General features: G+C 68.9%; 20 protein-coding genes. 13 read left to right on the top strand and 7 right to left on the bottom strand.

Going from position 1 to position 23,124, the window contains the following annotated elements:
- Genes C2868_RS10875 through C2868_RS10885 form a run of 3 tightly spaced genes read left to right on the top strand, consistent with a single transcriptional unit; the run spans window position 1 to window position 3,202 of the window.
- Window positions 1-882, top strand: coding sequence for a branched-chain amino acid ABC transporter permease (locus C2868_RS10875; protein WP_100810147.1), 882 nt, complete (start codon window positions 1-3; stop codon window positions 880-882).
- Entirely contained in the window at window positions 882-1,943 is a 1,062-nt protein-coding gene (locus C2868_RS10880; protein WP_100810146.1) for a branched-chain amino acid ABC transporter permease, read from the top strand. Before C2868_RS10875 ends, C2868_RS10880 begins: the two co-directional genes overlap by 1 nt.
- Window positions 1,940-3,202, top strand: coding sequence for an ABC transporter substrate-binding protein (locus C2868_RS10885; RefSeq protein ID WP_100810145.1), 1,263 nt, complete (start codon window positions 1,940-1,942; stop codon window positions 3,200-3,202). The genes C2868_RS10880 and C2868_RS10885 overlap by 4 nt, the downstream gene beginning before the upstream one ends.
- 82 nt (window positions 3,203-3,284) lie before the next feature.
- Here the strand turns inward: C2868_RS10885 and C2868_RS10890 are convergent, their stop codons facing one another.
- Window positions 3,285-3,944: a GntR family transcriptional regulator gene (locus tag C2868_RS10890; RefSeq protein WP_100810144.1), complete on the bottom strand. Its 660-nt coding sequence runs from the start codon at window positions 3,942-3,944 to the stop codon at window positions 3,285-3,287.
- 201 nt (window positions 3,945-4,145) lie between these two features.
- Here C2868_RS10890 and C2868_RS10895 point away from each other — a divergent pair, with 201 nt between their 5' ends.
- A complete protein-coding gene (locus C2868_RS10895) occupies window positions 4,146-6,071 on the top strand; it encodes an ABC transporter ATP-binding protein (protein ID WP_100810143.1) in 1,926 nt (641 codons plus the stop codon).
- A 626-nt stretch (window positions 6,072-6,697) separates the two neighbouring features.
- Here C2868_RS10895 and C2868_RS10900 read toward each other — a convergent pair.
- Entirely contained in the window at window positions 6,698-8,560 is a 1,863-nt protein-coding gene (locus C2868_RS10900; protein WP_374935778.1) for a phosphoenolpyruvate carboxykinase (GTP), read from the bottom strand.
- 106 nt (window positions 8,561-8,666) lie between these two features.
- Here C2868_RS10900 and C2868_RS10905 point away from each other — a divergent pair, with 106 nt between their 5' ends.
- Window positions 8,667-10,106: an XRE family transcriptional regulator gene (locus C2868_RS10905; protein WP_103663332.1), complete on the top strand. Its 1,440-nt coding sequence runs from the start codon at window positions 8,667-8,669 to the stop codon at window positions 10,104-10,106.
- A gap of 26 nt (window positions 10,107-10,132) precedes the next feature.
- On the opposite strand, the gene C2868_RS10910 is transcribed toward C2868_RS10905, so the two are convergent.
- On the bottom strand, window positions 10,133-10,699 hold the full coding sequence (locus C2868_RS10910) for an isochorismatase family protein (protein ID WP_103663333.1): 567 nt from the start codon (window positions 10,697-10,699) through the stop codon (window positions 10,133-10,135).
- On the bottom strand, window positions 10,696-12,612 hold the full coding sequence (locus C2868_RS10915) for an FAD-dependent monooxygenase (RefSeq protein ID WP_103663334.1): 1,917 nt from the start codon (window positions 12,610-12,612) through the stop codon (window positions 10,696-10,698). The genes C2868_RS10910 and C2868_RS10915 overlap by 4 nt, the downstream gene beginning before the upstream one ends.
- Window positions 12,613-12,773: 161 nt before the next feature.
- On the opposite strand from C2868_RS10915, the gene C2868_RS10920 reads away from it, so the two are divergent.
- The gene (locus tag C2868_RS10920; protein ID WP_103663350.1) at window positions 12,774-13,478 is read left to right on the top strand and encodes an IclR family transcriptional regulator; all 705 of its coding nucleotides are present in this window, start codon (window positions 12,774-12,776) and stop codon (window positions 13,476-13,478) included.
- A 9-nt stretch (window positions 13,479-13,487) separates the two neighbouring features.
- Here the strand turns inward: C2868_RS10920 and C2868_RS10925 are convergent, their stop codons facing one another.
- Window positions 13,488-13,787, bottom strand: coding sequence for a hypothetical protein (locus C2868_RS10925; protein WP_103663335.1), 300 nt, complete (start codon window positions 13,785-13,787; stop codon window positions 13,488-13,490).
- Window positions 13,788-13,962: 175 nt separating this feature from the next.
- On the opposite strand from C2868_RS10925, the gene C2868_RS10930 reads away from it, so the two are divergent.
- The 7 genes from C2868_RS10930 (at window position 13,963) to C2868_RS10960 (ending at window position 22,208) form a co-directional block, all read left to right on the top strand.
- Window positions 13,963-15,672, top strand: a complete 1,710-nt coding sequence (locus tag C2868_RS10930) for a thiamine pyrophosphate-binding protein (RefSeq protein WP_103663336.1) — start codon at window positions 13,963-13,965, stop codon at window positions 15,670-15,672.
- Between the two features lie 91 nt (window positions 15,673-15,763).
- On the top strand, window positions 15,764-17,251 hold the full coding sequence (locus C2868_RS10935; RefSeq protein WP_103663337.1) for a fumarylacetoacetate hydrolase family protein: 1,488 nt from the start codon (window positions 15,764-15,766) through the stop codon (window positions 17,249-17,251).
- Complete coding sequence (locus C2868_RS10940) at window positions 17,248-17,967, top strand: GntR family transcriptional regulator (protein ID WP_103663338.1); 720 nt, start codon at window positions 17,248-17,250, stop codon at window positions 17,965-17,967. Before C2868_RS10935 ends, C2868_RS10940 begins: the two co-directional genes overlap by 4 nt.
- On the top strand, window positions 17,964-19,490 hold the full coding sequence (hpaE, locus tag C2868_RS10945; RefSeq protein ID WP_103663339.1) for a 5-carboxymethyl-2-hydroxymuconate semialdehyde dehydrogenase: 1,527 nt from the start codon (window positions 17,964-17,966) through the stop codon (window positions 19,488-19,490). The genes C2868_RS10940 and hpaE overlap by 4 nt, the downstream gene beginning before the upstream one ends.
- 30 nt (window positions 19,491-19,520) lie before the next feature.
- Complete coding sequence (gene hpaD, locus C2868_RS10950; RefSeq protein WP_103663340.1) at window positions 19,521-20,627, top strand: 3,4-dihydroxyphenylacetate 2,3-dioxygenase; 1,107 nt, start codon at window positions 19,521-19,523, stop codon at window positions 20,625-20,627.
- Between the two features lie 10 nt (window positions 20,628-20,637).
- Window positions 20,638-21,423: a 2-oxo-hept-4-ene-1,7-dioate hydratase gene (hpaH, locus tag C2868_RS10955; protein WP_103663341.1), complete on the top strand. Its 786-nt coding sequence runs from the start codon at window positions 20,638-20,640 to the stop codon at window positions 21,421-21,423.
- Window positions 21,408-22,208, top strand: a complete 801-nt coding sequence (locus C2868_RS10960; RefSeq protein ID WP_103663342.1) for an HpcH/HpaI aldolase/citrate lyase family protein — start codon at window positions 21,408-21,410, stop codon at window positions 22,206-22,208. Before hpaH ends, C2868_RS10960 begins: the two co-directional genes overlap by 16 nt.
- 37 nt (window positions 22,209-22,245) lie before the next feature.
- On the opposite strand, the gene C2868_RS10965 is transcribed toward C2868_RS10960, so the two are convergent.
- Together C2868_RS10965 and C2868_RS10970 are read right to left on the bottom strand one after the other, a co-directional pair.
- Complete coding sequence (locus C2868_RS10965) at window positions 22,246-22,641, bottom strand: hypothetical protein (RefSeq protein ID WP_103663343.1); 396 nt, start codon at window positions 22,639-22,641, stop codon at window positions 22,246-22,248.
- 21 nt (window positions 22,642-22,662) lie between these two features.
- Entirely contained in the window at window positions 22,663-23,013 is a 351-nt protein-coding gene (locus C2868_RS10970) for a TetR family transcriptional regulator C-terminal domain-containing protein (RefSeq protein ID WP_103663344.1), read from the bottom strand.
- Window positions 23,014-23,124 lie beyond the last annotated feature (111 nt).

Below are 23,124 nucleotides of genomic sequence, written 5' to 3' on the forward strand. Positions count from 1 at the left end.
ATGGGTACCTTCGTCCAACTCGTCATCGACGGCCTGTCGGCCGGCTCGATCTACGCGGCGCTCGCGCTCGCGATCGTGCTGGTGAACCAGGCCACGGGGCTCATCAACTTCGCGCAGGGCGGGATGGCCGTGCTCTCGGCCTATTTCGCCTACGCCTTCTTGCAGCTCGGGCTGCCGCTGATCGTCGCGATCATCGCCTCGGTCATCGTGTCGTTCCTGCTCGGGGCGGTCATCGAGCGCTTCCTGATGCGTCGCTTCGAGGGCGGCGAGCCCGACACCGCGATCGTCGTGACGGTGGGTCTACTCACCCTCATCACGGGAATCTGCGGCTGGATCTGGAGCTACAACAACCTCCAGTTCCCGTCGCTCTTCCCCCTCGACAGCATCAACATCCTCGGCGCCGTCGTCAGCGTGCGCTCGATCGGCACGACGCTCGTGATCGTCGGGATCATGCTCCTCCTGCAGCTGCTCTTCCTGCGCACGAAGCTCGGTCTCGCGTTGCGCGCCGTGGCGAGCAACCCGCAATCTGCGTCGTTCTCGGGCCTGCCCGTCGGTCGGCTCCTGATGACCGGATGGGGCCTCGCGGCCGTTCTCGGCGCCGTGGCGGGCGCACTGATCGCCCCGCAGCTCACCCTCACGCCCGGAATGATGGACACGGCGCTCGTATACGCACTCGCCGCCGTCATCCTGGGCGGGATGTCGAGTCCCATCGGCGTGGTGATCGCCGCGTGGGCCATCGGCATCCTCGAGAACCTCGCCGCCGTCTACGTCCCGATCATCGGATACGACCTGAAGATCGCGGTGCCGTTCATCCTGATCTTCGTCGTGCTGATCGTCCGCCCCCAGGGTCTCTTCGGCCGGAAAGACGTGGTGCGAGTGTGATGGCGCAGGCAGCAAGTCTCAAGAACAATCCGTGGGTCCGCTGGGGCGGTGTCGTGCTCATCGCGGTCGTCCTGCTCGTGGCGCCGCTGGTCCTGCCGGAGTTCGCCAACCAGACGATCGCGCGTATCGGCGTCTTCGCCGTCGCGGTCCTCGGCCTCAACGTCGTCATGGGCTACACCGGGCAGGTATCGCTCGGACAGATCTTCTTCGTCGGAGTCGGCGCCTACGTCACCGCGTACGGCGTGAACAACGACTGGAACATCGTCCTGGTCTTCCTGCTCGCCGTGCTGATCCCCGGTATCGCGGGACTTCTCGTCGCACTGGCGGCGGCGCGACTCGGCGGACTCGCCATCGCGATGGTCACGATCGCCCTGCCGATCGTCGGCGTGCCCCTCGCGAAGCGCCTGTCGGAGTTCACCGGCGGATCGCAGGGAACGTCGGCACGGTTCTCGGATGCTCCGGAATGGACCGGACTGTTCGATGACCAGTGGCAGCTGTACATCGTCATCGTGATCGGCGCAGCGACCTTCGTGCTGACGCGCAACCTCGTGCGCGGCAAGTTCGGCCGGGCGTTCGGAATCGTGAAGAGCAACGAGGCCGTCGCCTCGTCCATGGGGATCTCGCCCTACCGCTACAAGGTGCTCGCCTTCACGATCGCCTCGCTGATCGGTGGCGTCGCCGGCTTCCTGTACATGGTCGTCGTGCAGTACACGTCGCCCGAGACGATGAGCTTCGGACACTCCATCACGCTCCTGGCCTCGATGGTCATCGGCGGCGCGGGAAGCATCATCGGGTCCCTCCTCGGAGGCGCGTACTACGTGCTCGCCCCCCAGCTGACGAACCTGATCGACCCGAACCTGACCGCTGCCCTGCAGGGCGCGATCCTGCTGCTGATCCTCTTCATCCTGCCCGGTGGTCTCGTCTCGCTCCCGCGCCTCTGGCGTCGGAAGCGCGGCGGCGGACGGCCCGGCGGCTCGGTGAGTCCCGAGCCCACACCACCGACTTCATCCTCCCCCGCATCACACAACACACAGACAGAAGAAGAGAGGCACGTGACATGAGCACACTGCGCAAGAAGACGCGGATCACCTCGGTCGTTGCAGGCATCGGCATCGTCGCCGTCCTGGCCGCCGGGTGCTCCCGCGGAGGCGACGGCGGCGGGTCCAGCGATGGACCCGCCGAGGCCAGCCCCGGAATCACCGACACGAGCATCACGCTCGGTATCACCACTCCGCTCAGCGGCGCCACGGCGGGCCCCGGTACGTGCACGGTTGCCGGCATCACGGCATGGTTCGGCGCGAAGAACGCCGAGGGCGGCGTGGAGTTCGGCGACGGCAAGACCCGTGAGGTCAAGATCGACGCCCTGGACGACGCGTACGACCCGCAGAAGGCGCTCGCGAACTTCCAGCAGCTCGAGAGCAGCGCCTTCCTGATGACGTCGGGCCTCGGCACGCCGACCAACCGCGCCTACCGCGAAGCCGCGATCGCCGACGAGGTGCCCCAGGTGCTGATCCAGACCGGCGACCCGATCTTCAGCAACGAGGAAGAAAGCCCATGGCAGCTCGGCTTCGTGCCGATCTACCAGAACGAGGGCGCCGCGTTCGGTGAGTTGCTCGCCAGCTCCAGCGAAGACCACAAGGTCGCCATTCTGGCGCAGAACGACGACTACGGCGAGGGCTACGTCGAGGGCTTCAAGGAGGCCATCGAGGGCGCCGACAACATCGAGATCGTCGACGAACTGACCTACGAGGCCACCGACACCGACGTCAACGCGCAGCTCACCGAGCTCGCGGCCACCGGCGCGGACGTGTTCTTCAACGCGATGTCGATCACGCCGCTCGTCATCTCGTCGCTGCTCAAGACGCAGGAGCTCGGCTGGCTGCCCAGCTGGTTCCTGCCCTCGAACACGTCGAGCCCGGGCGCGATCCTCACCCCCGGAAACGCCGTTGCGTTCCCCGGCATCTACACCGTCGCGTTCGCGCAGTCGGCGTCCGCTCCCACCTTCGCAGAGAGCGAAGAGGGCGCGGCCTTCCTGGCGAACCTCGCCGAGTACGCGGATTACCCGGATGTCCCGGCCTTCCCGCACTGCGTGTGGAGCTACCAGATCGGTGCGACGCTCGAGCAGGTCTTCGCCAAGATGACGGAGCCGACGCGTGAGAACTTCATGGAGCAGCTGCGCACCATCAAGGACTTCACCGCACCGCTGATGCTCGAGGGGGCTTCCATCGACACGACGGTGGACGGGCAGCCGGCCATCTCCGGCGTGACCGTCCAGAAGTACAACGGCAAGGGCTACGCGACCGCCGAGCAGTTCGGATAAGCCGAGCAGTTCGGATAACGCCAGCCTGAACACGAAAGAACGGCCCGGTCGAGTTCTCGACCGGGCCGTTCTTCTGTGTGTCTCAGTCCAGGCGGCGCAGCACGCCGACGATGCCCTCGAGGTGCGCGCGTGTCGCCGCTTCGGCGGCGTCCGCGTCCTGCGCCAGCACGGCATCGATGATCGCCACGTGCTCGGGTGCGGATTCGGCGGCGCGGCCCGGGTGGAAGGCCAGCCGGAACTGATGGCGTGCGGACTGGGCGCGCAGGCGCTCGAGCAGCTGCCTCGCGGTCTCGTGCCCGCTGATCTCGCGGATCCGTCGATCCATCTCTTGATTGAGACGCGCGTATTCGACCAGGTCTCCGCCGGAGACCGCGGCGCGAATGCGATCGCGCAGATTGCGCAGCTGCTCGGCATCGGCGTCGGTGCGTCTCTCGGCCGCCTTGCGCGCGACGAGAGACTCGAGGCCGATCCGGACCTCGACGATCTCGACCGCCTCGTCGACGCTGATGGCCCGGACACGTGCGCCGCGGTTCGGAAGTCGCTCGACGAGCCCCTCCCCCGTCAGGTTGAGAAGGGCGGTGCGGACGGCGGCGCGCGTCGCGTCGAAGCGTTCGCTGATGTCGGCCTCGATGAGGCGTTGCTGGGGAGCGAATTCACCGCCCAGGATGGCCTCGCGGATCTGCTGGGTGAGGTCAACCCGTGCGCCGGGCGCCGACTCGACATCGGGTGCAACAGAAACCAAGACCGACCTCCTGTTCTTCTGCGGCGACGACCCTGTCACCGCGGTGTCAACTCACGACAGTGCCTCGACAGTACCGCACGGGCACATATTGGCGCCGACATTCGCGCCAATATCGGTCCTGCGGGGGAGGCCCCGGATCGAGGACACGAAGTACGGTCGAAGGTAGCGCGATTCGGCGCCCGTCCCACCACAAGGAACACCATGTCCGACACCACCAGCACCCGAGGCCGCGGCCGCCGCCGTACCCAACCCGAGGGCCCGCGAGCGACCTTCCGCCAGCTGCTTCCGTTCCTGTTCGAGCACAAGAGGGTCCTGGTCGTCGTCGCGATCCTCAGCGTGCTGGGCGCCGGTGCGACGCTCGTCCAGCCTCTGCTCGTCGGCCAGATCATCGAGCGGGTGCAGAACGAGGTGCCGCTCGGAGCCCTCATCTGGCTGTTGATCGGCTTCGTCATCGTGTCCTCGGTCATCTCGGGGTACCAGCACTATCTCCTGCAGCGGACGGGCACGGCCGTCGTCTACTCCAGCCGCCGCAAGCTGATATCACGCATCCTGCACCTGCCGATCAGCGAGTTCGACGCGCGGCGCACGGGCGACCTCGTGTCGCGCGTCGGCACCGACACCACGCTGCTCTACGCCGTGCTGACGCAGGGACTCGCCGACGCGATCGGCAGCGCGCTCATCTTCGTCGGTGCCCTCATCGCCATGGCGATCATCGATCCACTTCTCCTCGGCCTGATCGTCGTCGTCATCGGGGTGTCCGTCACCGTCGTGGTGCTGCTGAGCGGACGCATCCGCACCGCCTCGACCGAACAGCAGGTCAAGGTCGGCGAACTCGCCTCGGGGGTCGAACGCGCGGTCGGATCCATCCGCACGGTTCGCGCGTCCGGTGCGACCGAGCGCGAGATCGCACAGGTCTCGTCGCTCGCGACCGAGGCGTACGGCGTGGGCGTGCGGATCGCGAAGGTCTCGGCCCTCGTCGTCCCGGTCGCGGGGATCGCGCTGCAGGTGTCGCTGCTCGTCGTGCTCGGTGTCGGAGGCTTCCGCGTTGCGTCGGGGGCGATCGGCATCGCCAGCCTGGTGACCTTCATCATCTTCCTCTTCATGCTGATCGGCCCCCTCGGTTCGACGTTCGGCGCCATCACGAGCGTGAACCAAGCGCTCGGCGCGCTCGGCCGCATCCAAGAGGTGCTGGACCTGCCGACCGAGGATCAGGACGACGAGGCCGTCGCCGCCGATCTGGAGCGAGCGGATGCCCCGGCATCCGGGTCGTCGACCGTCGCGCCGGCGCTGGCGTTCCGGAATGTGCACTTCCGCTACCCGGACGACGTCGTAGCGGCCCGCGCCGCCGCAGCGGCGGCGGCCCGCACCCTCCTCGAAGAGGTGCACCTGGAGAAGCCCGCTCAAGAGACCGCCGAAATCCAGGACGCCGCAGAGCAGGAGGCCGCACGCGAAGTGCTGCGCGGTGTCTCGTTCGACGTGCCCCACGGCGCCCGCGTGGCCCTCGTCGGGCCGAGCGGCGCCGGCAAGAGCACCGTGCTGTCGTTGCTCGAGCGCTTCTACGACCCCACGGCCGGCTCGATCGAGCTCGACGGAGCGGACATCCGTATCCTCCCGCGCGCCGAGTTGCGCGCGCGGTTCGGTTACGTCGAACAGGATGCCCCGACCTTGGCCGGCACGATCGCCGACAACCTCCGGCTGGCATCACCGGAAGCGACCGACGCCGAGTGCGAGGCCGTGCTGCGCGCCGTCAACCTCGGTGACGTGCTGGAGCGAAGCCCCAAGGGGTTGCAGGCGCCCGTCGGCGAGGACGGCGTCATGCTCTCGGGTGGCGAACGTCAGCGGCTCGCGATCGCGCGGGCCCTGCTGTCCGCTCCCCCGATCCTGCTGCTCGACGAATCGACGTCATCCCTCGACGGCGTCAACGAGCAGCGGATGCGCGACGCGATCGACGCGGTCGCGACGGGGCGCACGCTGCTCGTCATCGCGCACCGTCTCTCCACGGTGGTCGACAGCGACCTGATCGTCGTGCTCGACCAGGGTCGCGTCGTCGGTCAGGGCACGCACTCCGAGCTCGTCGTGTCGACGCCGCTGTATCGCGAGCTCGCCAAGCACCAGCTGCTCGTCTGAGCCTCTCCCGCCCGGGTCGGGGCGTCGGGCCAACGGCCACTCCGAGCCCACCCGGGGCGTCGGGCGAACCGCCACTCCGAGCCCACCCGGGGCGTCGCGCCAACGTCGGGGCGTGATACTCCGCGCCCCAACACGAATTCAGCGCCCCAGATACCGATCGCGCCCGGGGCGTCGACCCAACCGCCACTCCGGGCCCACTCGGGGCGTCGCGCCAACGTCGGGGCGTGGTACTCCGCGCCCCAACACGAATTCAGCGCCCCAGATACCGATCGCGCCCGGGGCGTCGAGCAAACCGCCACTCCGAGCCCACCCGGGGCGTCGGGCCAACGTCGGGGCGTGGTACTCCGCGCCCCAACATGAATTCAGCGCCCCAAGTGCCGGTTGCGCCCGGGGCGTCGGGCCAACCGCCACTCCGAACCCACCCGGGGCGTCGCGCCGACATCGGGGCGTGATACTCCGCGCCCCGACACGAATTCAGCGCCCCAGATACCGATCGCGCCCGGGGCGTCGGCCGAACCGCCACTCCGAGCCCACCCGGGGCGTCGCGCCAACGTCGGGGCGTGATACTCCGCGCCCCAACACGAATTCAGCGCCCCAAGTGCCGGCCGCGCGGGGTGGGCCGGGAGTCAGGTGCGCAGGCGGTAGCGCAGCGCCGACAACTCGGCCTGCAGCGCCGCCGGCACGCGACCCTCGAACGTCGCGTAGAACTCCTCGGTGAGGTCGGCCTCTGCCTGCCACGTCGCCGGATCGACCGCGAACAGCTCTTCGAGGTCGGCCTCGGGAACGTCGATCCCGTCGAGGTTCAGGTCTTCCGTGCGCGGGAGCCGACCGATCGGGCTCTCGACGGCCCCGACCTCGCCCTGGACACGACGGATGATCCACTCGATGACGCGCGAGTTATCGCCGAATCCTGGCCACAGGAACCGGCCGTCGGTGCCGCGGCGGAACCAATTGACCTGGAAGATGCGCGGCGCGCGGTCGAACCGCAGGTTCTGACCGACCTTCAGCCAGTGACCGAAGTAGTCCGCCATGTTGTACCCGCAGAACGGCAGCATCGCGAAAGGATCGCGGCGCAGCTCGCCGACCGTGCCCTCGGCGGCGGCCGTCCGCTCGGACGAGATGTTCGAGCCGATGAACACCCCGTGCGTCCAGTCGGTCGCCTCGACCACGAGCGGCACGTTCGTCGCCCGTCGACCCCCGAAGAGAATCGCGTCGAGGGGCACGCCCTCGGCAGCGTCCCAGTCCGGCGCGATCTGCGGGCACTGCGCGGCGCTCACGGTGAAGCGCGAGTTCGGGTGCGCGGCCGGACGACCGGATGCCGGTGTCCAGGGATTGCCCTCCCAGTCGGTGAGGTGCGGCGGCGCCTCGTCGGTCAGGCCCTCCCACCAGACGTCGCCGTCGGGTCGCAACGCGACGTTCGTGAAGATCGTGTTGCCCCACAGGGTCTCGACCGCTGTGACGTTGGTCGACTCACCCGTGCCGGGTGCGACGCCGAAGAACCCGGCCTCGGGGTTGATCGCCCAGAGGCGACCGTCCTCGCCGGGGCGGATCCAGGCGATGTCGTCGCCGAGCGTCTCGACACGCCAGCCCGGAATCGTCGGGCGCAGCATCGCAAGGTTCGTCTTGCCACAGGCGGAGGGAAACGCGGCGGCGATGTGGTACTTCCGGCCCTGCGGGTCGATGACGCGGATGAGCAGCATGTGCTCGGCGAGCCATCCCTCGTCTCGTCCGATGACCGAGGCGATCCGCAGCGCGAAGCACTTCTTGGCGAGGATCGCGTTGCCGCCGTACCCCGATCCGTACGACCAGACCTCGAGAGTGTCGGGGAAGTGCACGATGTACTTCTCGTCGTTGCACGGCCAGGCGACATCCTTCTCGCCGGGCGCGAGAGGCGCACCGACCGAGTGAACGGTGCGCACCCACGGGGCACCGTTCGCGATCAGATCGGTCACGTCCGCGCCGACGCGGGTCATGATGCCGATGCTCGTGACCGCGTAGGGGCTGTCGGTGATCTGCACGCCGATGTGCGAGAGCGGGCCGCCGACGGCGCCCATCGAGAACGGGACGACGTACATCGTGCGGCCGCGCATGCTCCCGGCGAAGATCCGCGACATCGTCTCGCGCATCTCGGTCGGGTCGGCCCAGTTGTTCGTCGGACCGGCATCCTCTTCGCGCTCGGAGGCGATGAAGGTGCGCCCCTCGGTGCGCGCCACGTCCTTCGGGTGGGAGCGCGCGAGGTACGAGCCGGGGCGCCACTCGGGGTTCAGCCGGATGAGCGTGCCGTCGTCGACCATCTGTCGCAGCAGGGCCTCGTTCTCGGCGCGCGATCCGTCGATCCAGTGCACACGAGCGGGCTGCGTGAGGGCGGCGACGTCATCGACCCAGGCGAGCAACTCGGTCAGGCCCGGCTCGTCGGCCGGACGCTGTCCGAAGTCGGTGACGCGACGGGGGACGGCGATGCGGGTGCTCAGGGATTCGGCAAGTGCCACGATGCGCTCCTACTTTCTCGGCTCTCGTCCATTCCACCGCGATCCGGACCCTATTTGACGAAATCATGTCTCGAAAGAACCTGGATTCTTTCGCTATGCTCAAGTAATGGTCGGCTCCGCTCTCGAACTCACCACCCTCGGTCACCGCATCCGGCACCACCGCCTGCAGAAGGGCCTCACGCTCGACGAACTCGGCGCGCTGGTCGGGGTCGCCGGAAGCCAGCTCAGCCTCGTCGAGAACGGCAAGCGCGAGCCCAAGCTCTCCCTCCTGCAGGCCGTCGCAGCCGCGACCGACACGGAGGTGTCGGACCTGATCTCGGGCGAACCACCCAACCGCCGCGCCGCGCTGGAGATCGAACTCGAGCGCGCACAGGCCAGCCCGACCTTTCGTCGCCTCGGTGTCGCGCCCGTGCGCGTGACCAAGACGATGCCGGACGAGACGATCGAGTCACTCCTGGGGCTTCATCGAGAACTGCAAAGACGCGAGCGCGAGGCGATCGCCACTCCCGAAGAGGCACGGCGGGCGAACACCGAACTGCGCCTGCGGATGCGCGAACACGACAACTACCTGCCCGACATCGAGAAACTCGCCGAAAAACAACTCAAGGCCGCCGGACACGTCTCGGGCGCCCTGACCCACCGCACCGTCAGCATCATGGCCGAGCGCCTGGGCTTCGAGCTGATCTACGTCAACGACCTGCCGAGCTCCACCCGCTCGATCACCGACCTCGAGAACGGCCGCATCTACCTTCCGCCCGCATCGATTCCGGGCGGCCACGGCCTGCGATCGATGGCGCTGCAGGCGATGGCGCACCGCCTGCTCGGCCACACGCGTCCGACGGACTACGCCGACTTCCTGCAGCAGCGGCTCGAGATCAACTACTTCGCCGCCTCGTGCCTCATGCCCGAGACGGCCGCCGTCGCGTTCCTCCAGCAGGCGAAGAAAGACCGGAACCTGGCCGTCGAGGACTTCCGCGACGCGTTCGGCGTCACGCACGAAGCGGCGGGGATGCGTCTGACGAACCTCGCCACGAAGCACCTCGGCATCTCCCTGCACTTCTTGCGCGTGGGTCACACCGGCTCGCTGCAGCGGGTGTACGAAAACGACGGGCTTCCCCTGCCGATGGACGTCACGGGGTCGGTCGAGGGCCAGATCGTGTGTCGCAAGTTCTCGGCGCGCGGGGCGTTCGCGCAACAGAACCGCGCGACCGAGCACTATCAGTACACCGACACACCCGCCGGAACCTTCTGGTGCTCGACGCAGACGGGCACCACGACAGATGGCGAATTCTCGATCACGGTCGGCGTGCCCTTCGACGACGCGCGCTGGTTCCGCGGGCGAGAGACTCCCAGCCGCGCCGTGTCGACGTGTCCGGACGAGGCCTGCTGCCGTCGTCCGGCGCCCGAGACCGCGAACCGATGGGAGGGCAAGTCGTGGCCCTCGGCGCGGGTGCACACGCAGATGTTCTCACCGCTCCCCCGCGGCGCCTTCCCCGGAGTCGACGACTCCGAGGTCTATTCGTTCCTCGACCGTCACGCCGACTGAGCCCCACACGCACGTCGGCCCGCCGGTCACGCCAATTCGGCCCCGGCGCGCTCCAGTTCCGCCAGGGCGGCCTCGCTCGTCTCTTGCGCGACGCCGGCGACGAGGTCCGTCAGGATCCGCACGCGCCGCCCATGGGCGATCGCATCGAGGGCCGACGCCCGCACGCAGTAGTCGGTCGCGAGCCCCGCGACGTCGACGTGCGTCACGCCGTGCGACTCGATCAGGTCGGCCACGCGGCCGCCATCGTCCGTCGTCCCCTCGTACAGCGAGTAGGCGGGGATGCCCTGACCCTTCTTCACGTGATGGGTCACGCGAGAGGTGTCGAACTCGGGGTCGTACTCGGCACCTTCGGTACCCGACACGCAGTGCACCGGCCAGGTGTCGATGTAGTCGGGTTCGGGGTGGAAGTGCCCGCCGTTGTCGTGATCGGGATCGTGCCAATCGCGCGACGCGACGATCACGTCGTATTCGTCACCGTGAGACTCCAGGTATCGCGTGATCTTCGCGGCGACGGCGTCACCTCCGTCGACGGCGAGGGCACCACCCTCGGTGAAGTCGTTCTGGACATCGACGATGAACAGCGCCTTGGTCATCCTCCGAGCGTACGCCCGACCGGGAGGAGGACGCCCTCGAAGAACGCGGCGACCGCGTGCGGGTCGTCCAACGGCAGCACCGCCGCCACGTACTGGTCCGGGCGGACGATCACGACGGCGCCCTCCCGCGAGATCCCGCGCTCGGCGAAGATGTCGGCGTCGTGCCACGCGCTCGGTGCCGCCGCGTAGATCTTCTCCCAGTCCGTGAGCCCCAGCGGGCCGGTATTCGGGGCGAACAGGCCAGGAACGGCCATGATGTCGACATCCTCGAAGCGCTGCGGGAAGACCACCTTCACATCGAACACCGCGTCGATGTCGGCCCCGGGGGGCGTGTACAGCACGATCGGGGATGCCGCAGAACTCATCCACTCCGCCCAGGCGTCCAACGCCGACCGCTCGCCCGACCGCTCGCCGGACCGCTCGTCCGCGAACGCGTAAACGCGCCACCGTCCGTCGGCTCGGGCGTGGTGACCGAGATGCACGACGTTGCCGTCGCAGACGCGGGCGACCTCGACCGATGCGAAGCGTTTGCCGATCGGGAATCCGCTCGCGAGCGCCTGGTTCGTCGCGTCGCCGACCGCCATCGACGGCCCGTACTGCGTCATGAAGCCCGACGGGAACTCCGCGGTCGCCAGGTAGTACGTCGCGAGGTCCTGCGGGTCGGAGATCTCGCCCGGTTTGCGGGCCATGAGCGAGGACCACTCGCGATCGAAGTCGATCAACTCCTGCGCGACGGGTTGCCGCTCGGACGAGTACGTGTGCAGGAGCGTCTCGGGGCTCAGGCCGGTGAGGACGTGCCCGAGCTTCCAGCCCAGGTTGAAGCCGTCCTGCATCGAGACGTTCATCCCCTGGCCCGCCTTGGCGCTGTGGGTGTGGCAGGCATCCCCCGCCAAGAAGACGCGCGGCGAACGGTCCGCACCATCGGGCACGTCGTCGAACTTGTCGGTGACGCGGTGACCGACCTCGTAGACGCTGTGCCACGCGACCTGCTTCACGTCGATCGAGTAGGGATGGAGGATGGCGTTGGCGCGCCGGATGATCTCGCCGACCGGCGTCTGCCGCACCCGGTGCTCGTCGTCGGCCGCGACCTCGCCGAGGTCGATGTACATGCGGCTGAGGTATCCGCCCTCGCGCGGGATGTGCAGGATGTTGCCGGCCGAGGAGTTGATCGCGCATTTCGTGCGCCAGTCGGGGAAGTCGGTGTTGACCAGGACGTCCATGACGCCCCACGCGTGCGCCGCGACCTCGCCCACGTGCCTGCGACCGATGGCCTCGCGCACCCCGCTGCGGGCACCGTCGGAGCCGACGACGTACTTCGCCCGGACGGTCCTCTCCTGCCCCGCCCGGTCCCCCGCGACGTGGCGCAGCCGCACCTCCACCGGGTATTCGCCCACCTCCCGGACGGTCAGGCCGAGGAACTCGACGCCGTAGTCGGGCACGATGCGCCCGGGTCCATGCGCCGCCGCCTCGGCGAAGTAGTCGAGCACGCGCGCCTGATTGACGATCAAATGGGGGAACTCGCTGATCTTGAGCGCGTAGTCCTCGGTTCGCGAGGTGCGGATGATGTTCGACGGATTCTCGGGGTCGGGACCCCAGAAGTTCATGTACGCGATGTTGTAGGCCTCGGCGACGATGCGCTCCGCGAATCCGAACGCCTGGAAGGTCTCCACGCTGCGCGGCTGGATCCCGTCGGCCTGGCCGAGTACGAGGCGTCCGTCCCGTCGCTCGATGACGCGCGTCGTGACAGCCGGGAACTGCGACATCTGCGCCGCGAGGAGCATGCCGGCGGGACCCGACCCGACGATGAGGACGTCCATCACGTCGGGGATGTCCCGCGGTCGATCGACCACGGCGTCGGCCTCGGGACTCACCCGCGGATCCCCGGACACATACCCGTGATGATGGAACTGCATGAGGGTCCTCCCCGGACGACGGCGTCGAGGTTCAGGACATCGCTTGACCGACGTCGCAAGATGTTCTATATTCGAACACGCTGTTCATCTAACGAACAGAGCATATGTGCCAACCCTCGCCCGCGCAACGTGCGCGCGAGGCCCGCACATCGGGAGACCCGATGACCACGCAAGCCGTTCCCGCCTCTCAGACCCTGAGCCGGGGCATCCGAATCCTCGAGCTGCTCGCCGACGCACGCGCGGCGCTGACGATCGACGAGATCGCGCGCGGGCTCACCGTGCACCGGTCGGTGGCCTACCGCCTGGTGCGCACCCTCGAAGACCACGGCCTGGTCTCGCGCGACGCCGGCGGCCGCATCGAACTGGGCGCGCGAATGGCCGCCCTCGCCGCCGGGGTGGCGCACGACCTTCAGGCCGAGGCGATCCCGGAGCTGACGGAGGCAGCGAACGACCTGGGCATGACCTGCTTCTTGGCCGTGCTCGACCGCGACGAATGCGTGACGCTCGTGAGTGTCGAGCCGCGCCACGCCGTCGCGTCGGTCGCCCAGCGACCGGGTACCCGTCACGCGGTCACCGTCGGCGCACCGGGCAAGGCGATCCTCTCGGTACTGGCCGAGCGCCTCTGGCCTGCCGCGGCAACCGCCACGGTGCGAGACGACGTCGCGCGTGCCGCCGCAGCAGGGTACGCGACGAGCCACGACGAGGTCATCCCGACCCTGCGGTCGGTCGCGGTCCCCATGATCCTCCGCGGCAGAGAGCCGTCGGCCATCGCCGTCGTCTATGTCGCGAGCGCTCACCAACCCGCAGAGATCGCCGCGCGTCTGCGGATCAGCGCAGCCGCGATACGCGATGCGCTCGGAGGCTGATCGATCGGATCAGGCGAGCTGCTCGACCAGCTGTACGACACTGAGCGAGACCCGGTCCGGCACACCCTCGAAAGCGGCCGCACGCTCCGCGGAGGCCACATACGTGCGCTCGAGGGCGAGGAACGCCTCACGATCACCCTCGACGCTCACCGCCCAGACGAACTGGTTGGACTCGCGAACCGCGTAGGCGAATTCGATCCCGAAGCCGGCTGCGGCACGCACGCTCGGCATCCACTGCTTCCACCAATCCAGAAAGGCGTCGAATTCGCCGTCGACGATCGTGTAGGTACGGAGCTGAACTGTCTTCACCGGACCAGCTTGGCATGCGTATCGGTGGCGATGGTCCCCGCCCTATACTCGGACAGTCCGGCCGGGTCACTGGCCCGTCGGTGCTCGAGAAAAGGGCACGTCGCCGCGGCCATGCGTTCGCCGCTCGCGAGACACATACGGAAACCCGTCATCCGTCCCGTCTCTGGAGCCGTCCATGCCTGTCGCTTCGCCGTCCCCCGCCGCGCCGAACTCCCCCGTTTCCGCCGTCTCCGCCGACACCGTCTCGGCGCACGTCGCCGTCACTCTCGCTCGCCATGTCGGCCAGGTCTTCGGCGTGATGGGTAACGGCAACGCCTATTTCCTCGATGCCCTCGAGCACATGACCGACGTGGGCTACACGGCGGTGCGCCATGAAGCCGGGGCGGTCGTCGCGGCGGATGCCTTCTTCCGAGCCGGCGGCGGGCTCGCGGTCGCCACGGCCACGTACGGCGCGGGATTCACCAACACGCTCACCGCGCTTGCCGAAGCCGTGCAGGCCCGCATCCCACTCATTCTGCTGGTCGGCGACGAGCCCACGTCGGGTCGACGCCCCTGGGGCGTCGATCAGATAGCACTGGCGTCCGCGGTCGGCGCGCGTACCTACACGGTCGGACGGACGGATGCCGCGGCCACGGCGGCGATCGCCGTCGAGCACGCCCTCGTCGGCCGCGTCCCGACGGTGCTGGCCATCCCGTACGACGTCGCCGCGCTGAATGCGGGGCCCGTGCCCGAGGCGGCGCCGCCACGGCTGCCCGAGCCCGTCACGCCACGCGGCGAGTTCGCCGCGCAGGCCATCCGCGACGCCGCGGTCGCGCTGGCCGGCGCACGGCGGCCCTTCCTGCTCGCGGGCCGGGGCGCCTTCCTCGCCGGGGCGGGGGCTGCGCTCGGCGAGCTCGCCGATGCGACCGGCGCCGTCACCGCGTCCACGGCGCTCGGTCGCGGGATCTTCCCGCGACCGGATTTCGATCTGGGCGTTGTGGGCGGTTTCGGGGCGGAAGGCGCGATGGAGCTCGTGCGCGAGGCCGATGTCGCGGTCGTCTTCGGCGCCTCCTTGAACCAGTTCACGATGCGGTTCGGTGCCCTGTTCGCGCCCGGCACGAGAGTGATCCAAGTCGATCTCGCGCCGACCGCGACACATCCGAACGTCGGGAGCTACATCCGCGCCGACGCAACGATCGCCGCCCGGGCGATCGGCGACGAGTTGCGGGCGATCGACGCGGCGCCGAGCGGTCGGCGAGAGAGCGTCGACATCCCCGCTCTCCGCGCGTACGACGCCGGGGACGCCATCGCCCCGGACGGCCTCCTCGACCCCCGGTCGGCCGCCGCGCGAATCGGTGAGCTTCTTCCCGAGAACCGCGTCGTGGTCTCGGACGGTGGGCACTTCATCGGTTGGGCGAACATGTACTGGCCCGTGTCCGCGCCCGACCGCATGATGATGATCGGCACGGCATTCCAGTCGATCGGCCTCGGAATCGCGAGCGTGCCCGGGGCGGCACGGGCCCGCCCCGACGCGACGATCGTGCTCACGACGGGCGATGGGGGTGGGCTCATGGCGCTCGCCGACCTGGAGTCCGCGGTCCGGGTCGCGGGCGGGCGGGGTCTGGCCCTCGTGTGGAACGACGCCGCCTACGGCGCCGAGGTCAATCTGTACGGGCTCAAGGGCCTGGCCGAGGCGCCCATGCTCATCCCCCAGGTCGACTTCGCGGCCGTCGCGCGCGGGTTCGGCGCCGAAGGAGTCGTCGTCCGCTCTCTCCCCGAACTCGATCGGCTCGCCGAATGGGCCGCGGCACCGTCATCCGATCGTCCGTTCCTGCTCCTCGATCTGCGCATCTCGGGCCGGATCATCGCGCCGTATCAGCAAGAGATCATCCGCGTGAACTCCTGAACTCCTGAATTTCCGGGCCTGCCGCCCTACCCTTGTCCCGCTCGCGGTGATCGTATACGATTTCAGATACAACGTGCGGGCGAGGGAGCTCATGGATCAATCGACGGATGTCACGCCGGATGCTTTCGGCGCACTCCCGCGTCGTCCCGGCAAGATCATCGCCGTTCACCTGAGCTACGCCTCGCGGGCCGATCAGCGCGGGCGACGCCCCGCGAACCCGTCGTACTTCTTCAAGCCGACCAGTTCGCTCGCGAACAGCGGCGCGACGGTCGAGCGACCCGCGGGAACCGAGCTGCTCGCGTTCGAAGGTGAGATCGCACTCGTCATCGGCGATGCGGCACGCCGGGTCGCCGTCTCCGAGGCGTGGGCGCACGTGGCGTGGGTCACCGCGTCGAACGATCTGGGCGTCTACGACCTACGCGCCGCGGACAAGGGCTCGAACGTCCGCTCCAAGGGAGGCGACGGATTCACGCCCCTGGGTCCGGAGTTGATCGACGCTCGCACGGTGGATCCCACGACCCTGCGCATCCGCACGTGGGTCAACGGCGAGATCGCCCAGGACGACACCACGGCCGACCTCATCTTCCCGCTCGCCCGGATCGTCGCCGACCTCTCACAGCACTTCACCCTCGAGCCCGGCGATGTGATCCTCACCGGAACCCCCGCCGGGTCCAGCGTCATCCGCCCCGGGGACGTCGTCGAGGTCGAGGTCGACGCGCCCTCTGCAGACGGATCCCCCACCTCCGGCAGGCTCGTCACCACCGTGACCGAGGGCACGCACCCGTTCGATGCCGAGATCGGCGACCTACCCGCGGTCGACGACGCCCAGCGGATCGATGCCTGGGGATCCCGCGAAGCCGCCGGGTTGCCCGGGGGCCAGCCCGCGCTCGATCCCGATCTGCGCGACAAGCTCGAGCGCGCGCCCACGGCGGGACTGTCCGCCCAACTGCGTAGGCGCGGGCTGAACGCCGTCGTGATCGACGGTGTTCGCGCACTGCGCTCCGGCGCCCGGATCGTCGGCATGGCGAAGACGCTGAGATTCGTTCCGCTCCGCGAAGACCTCTTCGCCTCGCACGGCGGTGGGTACAACGCACAGAAGCGCGTGTTCGACACGGTGGAACCGGGCGAGGTCATCGTGATCGAGGCCCGCGGCGAGACGGAATCCGGCACTCTCGGCGACATCCTGGCGCTCCGCGCCCTCGCCCGCGGCGCCGCCGGCGTCGTCACCGACGGCGGCGTGCGCGACGCCGAGATCGTCGCCGCGTGCGGGCTGCCGGTGTTCGCCGCCGGAGCGCATCCCGCCGTGCTCGGTCGCCGCCACGTGCCCTGGGAGTCGGACGTCGCCGTGGCGTGCGGCGGCGCGACGGTCCTGCCCGGAGACGTCATCGTCGGCGACGGGGACGGGGTGATCGTGATCCCCGCCGCGATCGCCCGGGAGGTCGTCGACGACGCCCTCGCGCAGGAGGACGAGGACGCGTGGATCGCGGCTCGCGTCGAGGAGGGGCATCCGGTCGACGGGCTCTTCCCGCTCGGCACGGAGTGGCGCGCCCGGTACGAGGCCGAACGAGGCACGACGTGACGCTCGAGGGTGCGGCGGTCGCGGTCGACGCGGAGAGCAAGTCGGAACGCGCGTACGGCTGGCTTCGCGAGCGGATCGCCGCACGCGACTTCAGCCCCGGATACCGCCTGGTGCTCGCCCCGCTCGCCGCGGAACTCGGGATGAGCGTCGTGCCGGTACGCGAGGCGATCCGCCGCCTGGAGGCGGAGGGCCTCGTCACGTTCGAGCGCAACGTCGGCGCGCGCGTCACGCTCGTCGACGCCGAGGAGTACATGCACACGATGCAGACGCTCGGTTTGGTGGAGGGCCTCGCGACGGCGCTCTCCGCACCCCTGCTCACCCGGGCGGACCTCGACCGCGCCCTCGCCGTCAACGACCGGATGACGACGCTCCTCGATCACTTCGATCCGCACGCCTTCACCGAGCTGAACCGCGAGTTCCACGCGATCTTGTACGCCCCCTGCCCCAACCCGCACATCCTGGATCTCGTCGGTCGCGGATGGTCGCGTCTGTCGAGCCTGCGCGACACGATCTTCGGCTTCGTCCCCGGCCGCGCCCAGCACTCCGTCGCAGAGCACGCGCAGCTCGTCGACCTCATCGCCCGCGGCGCCGACCCGCTCGAGATCGAACTCGCCGCGCGGCGACACCGATGGTCGACCATGACGGCCTTTCTCGCCACACGGACGCCCCCGGGTTCCGTTCCGCCCGTCACCCACCCCACGGAGGACCGCTCATGAGCGAAACCGCTGCGACACCGGACGCGCGGCCCATCCCGGCCGACCTTCCCACGCGCATCCAGCACTACATCGACGGGGAGTTCGTCGACTCGGCGGACGGGACGACGTTCGATGTCCTCGACCCCGTCACCAACGAGGTGTACGTCACCGCGGCGGCGGGCAAGAAGGCGGACATAGACCGCGCCGTCGCCGCCGCACGCCGCGCGTTCACCGACGGGCCGTGGCCGCGGATGCTCCCCCGCGAGCGCTCGCGCGTGCTGCACGAGATCGCCGACATCGTCGAGTCGCGCGACGCGCGCCTGGCCGAGCTCGAGTCTTTCGATTCGGGCCTGCCGATCACGCAGGCGCTGGGTCAGGCGCGTCGCGCGGCCGAGAACTTCCGCTTCTTCGCCGACCTGATCGTGGCCCAGGCGGACGACGCCTTCAAGGTGCCCGGCCGGCAGATGAACTACGTCAACCGCAAGCCCATCGGCGTCGCGGGGCTCATCACGCCCTGGAACACGCCCTTCATGCTCGAGTCGTGGAAGCTCGGCCCCGCGCTCGCGACCGGCAACACGGTCGTGCTCAAGCCCGCCGAGTTCACGCCCCTCTCGGCCTCGCTCTGGGCCGGCATCTTCCAGGAGGCAGGGCTGCCGCAGGGCGTCTTCAACCTGGTCAACGGGCTCGGAGAGGATGCCGGAGACGCGCTGGTGAAGCATCCGGACGTGCCGCTCATCTCGTTCACGGGCGAGAGCAGCACGGGCCAGCTCATCTTCGGCAACGCAGCGCCATATCTCAAGGGCCTGTCGATGGAGCTGGGCGGCAAGAGCCCGGCGGTCGTGTTCGCCGACGCCGACCTCGAGGCCGCGATCGACGCCACGATCTTCGGGGTTTTCTCGCTCAACGGCGAACGCTGCACCGCGGGCAGCCGCATCCTGGTGGAGCGCTCGATCTACGACGATTTCGTCGAGCGGTACGCCGCCCAGGCATCCCGCGTCGTCGTCGGATACCCGCATGACCCGAAGACCGAGGTCGGTGCGCTCGTGCACCCCGAACACTTCGAGAAGGTCATAAGCTACGTCGAGCTCGGCAAGTCCGAGGGGCGCCTGGTCGCGGGCGGCGGTCGCCCCGAGGGCTTCCCGACGGGCAACTTCGTCGCACCGACCGTGTTTGCGGATGTCTCACCCGACGCCCGCATCTTCCAGGAGGAGATCTTCGGTCCGGTCGTCGCGATCACGCCGTTCGACACGGATGAGGAAGCGCTCGCGCTCGCGAACAACACCCGCTACGGCCTGGCCGCCTATGTCTGGACGAACGACCTGCGGCGAGCGCACAACTTCGCCCAGTCGATCGAGGCGGGGATGGTGTGGCTGAACTCCAACAACGTCCGGGACCTGCGCACGCCCTTCGGCGGCGTGAAGGCCTCCGGACTCGGGCACGAGGGCGGCTACCGCTCGATCGACTTCTACACCGACCAGCAGGCCGTGCACATCACGCTCGGCCCCGCCCACAACCCGACGTTCGGCAAGCCCTCCCACCACTGAGTGCGACGCGAACAAGACGAAGGACATGAAATGAGCGAACCCATCCCCACCCCCGCGGCCGCGCCGCCGGACATCCTGCGCTGCGCGTATATGGAGATCGTCGTGACGGATCTCGCACGCGCGCGCGAGTTCTACGTCGACGTCCTCGGGCTCGTCGTGACGGAGGAGGACGACGACGCCGTCTACCTCCGCTCGTTCGAGGAGTTCATCCACCACAACCTCGTGCTTCGCAAGGGCCCCGTCGCCGCGGTCGCCGCGTTCTCGTACCGGGTCCGGAGCCCCGAAGAGCTCGACCGCGCGGTGGAGTTCTACACCGAGCTCGGCTGCCGCGTCGAGCGTCGCGCCGAGGGGTTCACGAAGGGCATCGGCGACTCGGTGCGGGTCGAGGATCCGCTCGGCTTCCCCTACGAGTTCTTCTACGACGTCGAACACGTCGAGCGGCTCGCCTGGCGCTACGACCTGTACACGCCCGGCGCGCTCGTGCGACTCGACCACTTCAACCAGGTCACACCCGACGTGCCGCGCGCGGTGGCGTACATGGAGGACCTCGGATTCCGTGTGACCGAGGACATCCAGGACGAGGCCGGAACGAGCTACGCGGCCTGGATGCGTCGCAAGCCCACCGTGCACGACACCGCGATGACCGGGGGCGACGGGCCCCGCATGCACCACATCGCGTTCTCCACGCACGAGAAGCACAACATCATCGCGATCTGCGACAAGCTCGGCGCGCTCCGTCGCTCGGACGCGATCGAGCGCGGCCCGGGCCGCCACGGCGTCTCGAACGCCTTCTACCTGTACCTGCGCGACCCCGACGGGCACCGGGTCGAGATCTACACGCAGGACTACTACACGGGCGACCCCGACAACCCGCGCGTGACGTGGGACGTGCACGACAACCAGCGTCGCGACTGGTGGGGCAATCCGGTCGTACCGAGCTGGTACACCGAGGCATCCCTGGTCCTGGACCTGGACGGAAACCCGCAGCCGCTCACCTCGCGCACGGACGAGTCCGAGATGGAGGTCACGATCGGCGCGGACGGGTTCTCGTACACTCGGCCCGAGGACGAAGACAACGCCGACGCCGAACTGCCTAGCTGGAAGCAGGGCGAGTACAAGCTGGGCAACCAGCTGTGAGGCGGCGCTGATGCTGAACCCCGAGACGATCGCGGCGATCGCGGACGAACTCGCCGAGGCCGACCGCACGCGGAGCGTGATCCCGCGGATCACGGCACGATACCCGGATGCGACGGTCGAGGACTCGTACGCCATCCAGGGCGTCTGGCGCGACAAGAACATCGCCGCGGGCCGCCGACTCGTCGGTCGCAAGATCGGGCTCACGTCGAAGGCGATGCAGCAGGCGACGGGCATCACCGAGCCCGACTACGGCGTGATGTTCGACGACACGGTCTGGCAGAACGGCTCGGTCATCCCTTACGACGACTTCTCGAACGTGCGGATCGAGGTCGAGCTCGCGTTCGTGCTGAAGGAGCCCCTCGACGGCCCGAACTGCACGCTGTTCGACGTGCTGCGCGCGACCGAGTACGTCACCCCGGCGCTCGAGGTGCTGAACTCGCACATCGAACTCGAGGGACGCACGATCGTCGACACGATCAGCGACAACGCGGCCTACGGCGGCATGGTCGTGGGGGGCATCCCGATGCGCCCCGACCAGATCGACCTGCGGTGGGTCTCGGCGCTGCTCTATCGCAACGAGACGATAGAAGAGACGGGTGTAGCCGCGGGTGTGCTGAACCATCCCGCGACGGGCGTCGCGTGGTTGGCGAACAAATTCCACCAGCACGGGGCGCGCCTCGAGGCGGGCGAGATCATCCTGGCGGGGTCGTTCACGCGACCCATGTGGGTCTCGCGCGGCGACAGCGTCCTGTGCGACTACGGACCGATGGGAACGATCACGTGCCGCTTCACTTGAACCCGACCTTCCGCGAACGCCTGGCCGGAGCATCCCGCCCTCTCGCGGGGATGTGGCTGTGCTCGGGCAGCACTCTCGCGGCGGAGATCTGCGCCGGCGCGGGCCTGGACTGGCTGCTGATCGACATGGAGCACTCTCCACTGGGGCTCGAGTCGGTGCTCGCGCAGCTGCAGATCGTCGCGGCGTATCCCCCAACACCGGTCGTGCGGGTCGCCTCCGACGACGCGGTGAACATCAAGCAGGTGCTCGACCTCGGCGCGCAGAACCTGCTCGTGCCGATGGTGTCGTCCGCGGCGCAGGCCGAGGAGGTGGTGCGCGCCGTGCGTTATCCGCCGCGCGGCATCCGGGGCGTTGGGAGCGCGCTGGCACGCTCGGCGCGCTGGAACAGGGTGCCCGACTACCTGGGGAACGCCGACGAGCACGTCTCGCTCTTCGTCCAGATCGAGAACGCGGCGGGAGCCGACAAAGCGGCCGAGATCGCCTCGGTCGACGGCGTGGACGGTATCTTCGTGGGTCCGTCCGACCTCGCGGCCTCGCTCGGTGTGCTCGGTCAGCAGACGCATCCGGATGTCGTGGCCACCGTGCTCTCGGTCTTCGCCGCCGTCCACGCCGCGGGCAAACCGGTCGGGGTCAACGCTTTCGATCCCGCTCAGGCGCAGTCCTACCTCGACCGGGGTGCGGACTTCGTTCTCGTCGGCGCCGACGTGGCGCTGCTCGCCCGGGGCTCGGAGGCCCTCGCGGCGCGGTACCTGCCGGCCGACCCCGAGGTCAGCGAGAGCTACTGAGAGTCACTGAGGCCGGCTCGGGGTTCTCGCCACGCCGTCACGCTTCGACGATGAGCGCGATCCAGCCGGCCACGTACGCGAGCACCGCGACTCCCACCAACAGAAGAGTCAGGCGCACGAACGCCCGGACCGCGGGCGAACCCGGGGAGAGTCGCATACGGTTGTGCCAACCGATCCGGTAGTAGATGTCGGCCATATCGCGACCGCCGATGCGCTCGAGATCGTGCGCGGTCAGGGGCGCCTCGTTCACCGTGCCCTGATCGTCGAACCAGCGCACCAGAGCACCCTCGTCCGTGTGTTCCACGACCGCCCGTGCGGGCGCCCAACTGCCGTCCGCGATGCGGAAGACGAGCGCCAGGAATGCGAGCCCGATGGCTCCGAGCACGCCGACCCACGTGAAGACCTCGGCGATGAGTCCCACCACGTCGGCCATTCGTTCAGAGTACCGGGGCAGCTACACCCGGTCGGTGAACTGCCTCCACAGCCACTCGATGGTGCCGACCAGATCGAGCGACGGGTTCACGGTCCACTGAGCCTGCAGGCCGTCCGAGATGGCGATGAAGGCCCGCGCGACCGTTGCGGCATCGGCGTCCGCCGGGAACGTTCCGGCGCGCTGGCGTGCCATGATGTCCCGGGTCATGAGGCCGTGGATCTCGGCATCGCGGCGCAGGAAGAACTCGTTTCCCGGATGCGTCGGGTCGGCCGCGGCGGCCGCCAGACTCACGTACAGGTGGACGAGCCCCGGCAGGTGCGCGTTGCGCCGCGCCAGCCGGATCGTCGTCGGCTCGTCAACGTCCGCGAGCATGCGCGGGCGCAGCGGGTCTCTTCGGCGGGCTCAGTGACCGCGATCAGCACGACGGGTCACCTCGACACGCTCAGCGACCGAGGTGTGGCGAACCCATCCTGATGTCGGCGA

This window comes from Microbacterium sp. CJ77 (assembly GCF_002911615.1).
Taxonomy (GTDB): Bacteria; Actinomycetota; Actinomycetes; order Actinomycetales; family Microbacteriaceae; genus Microbacterium.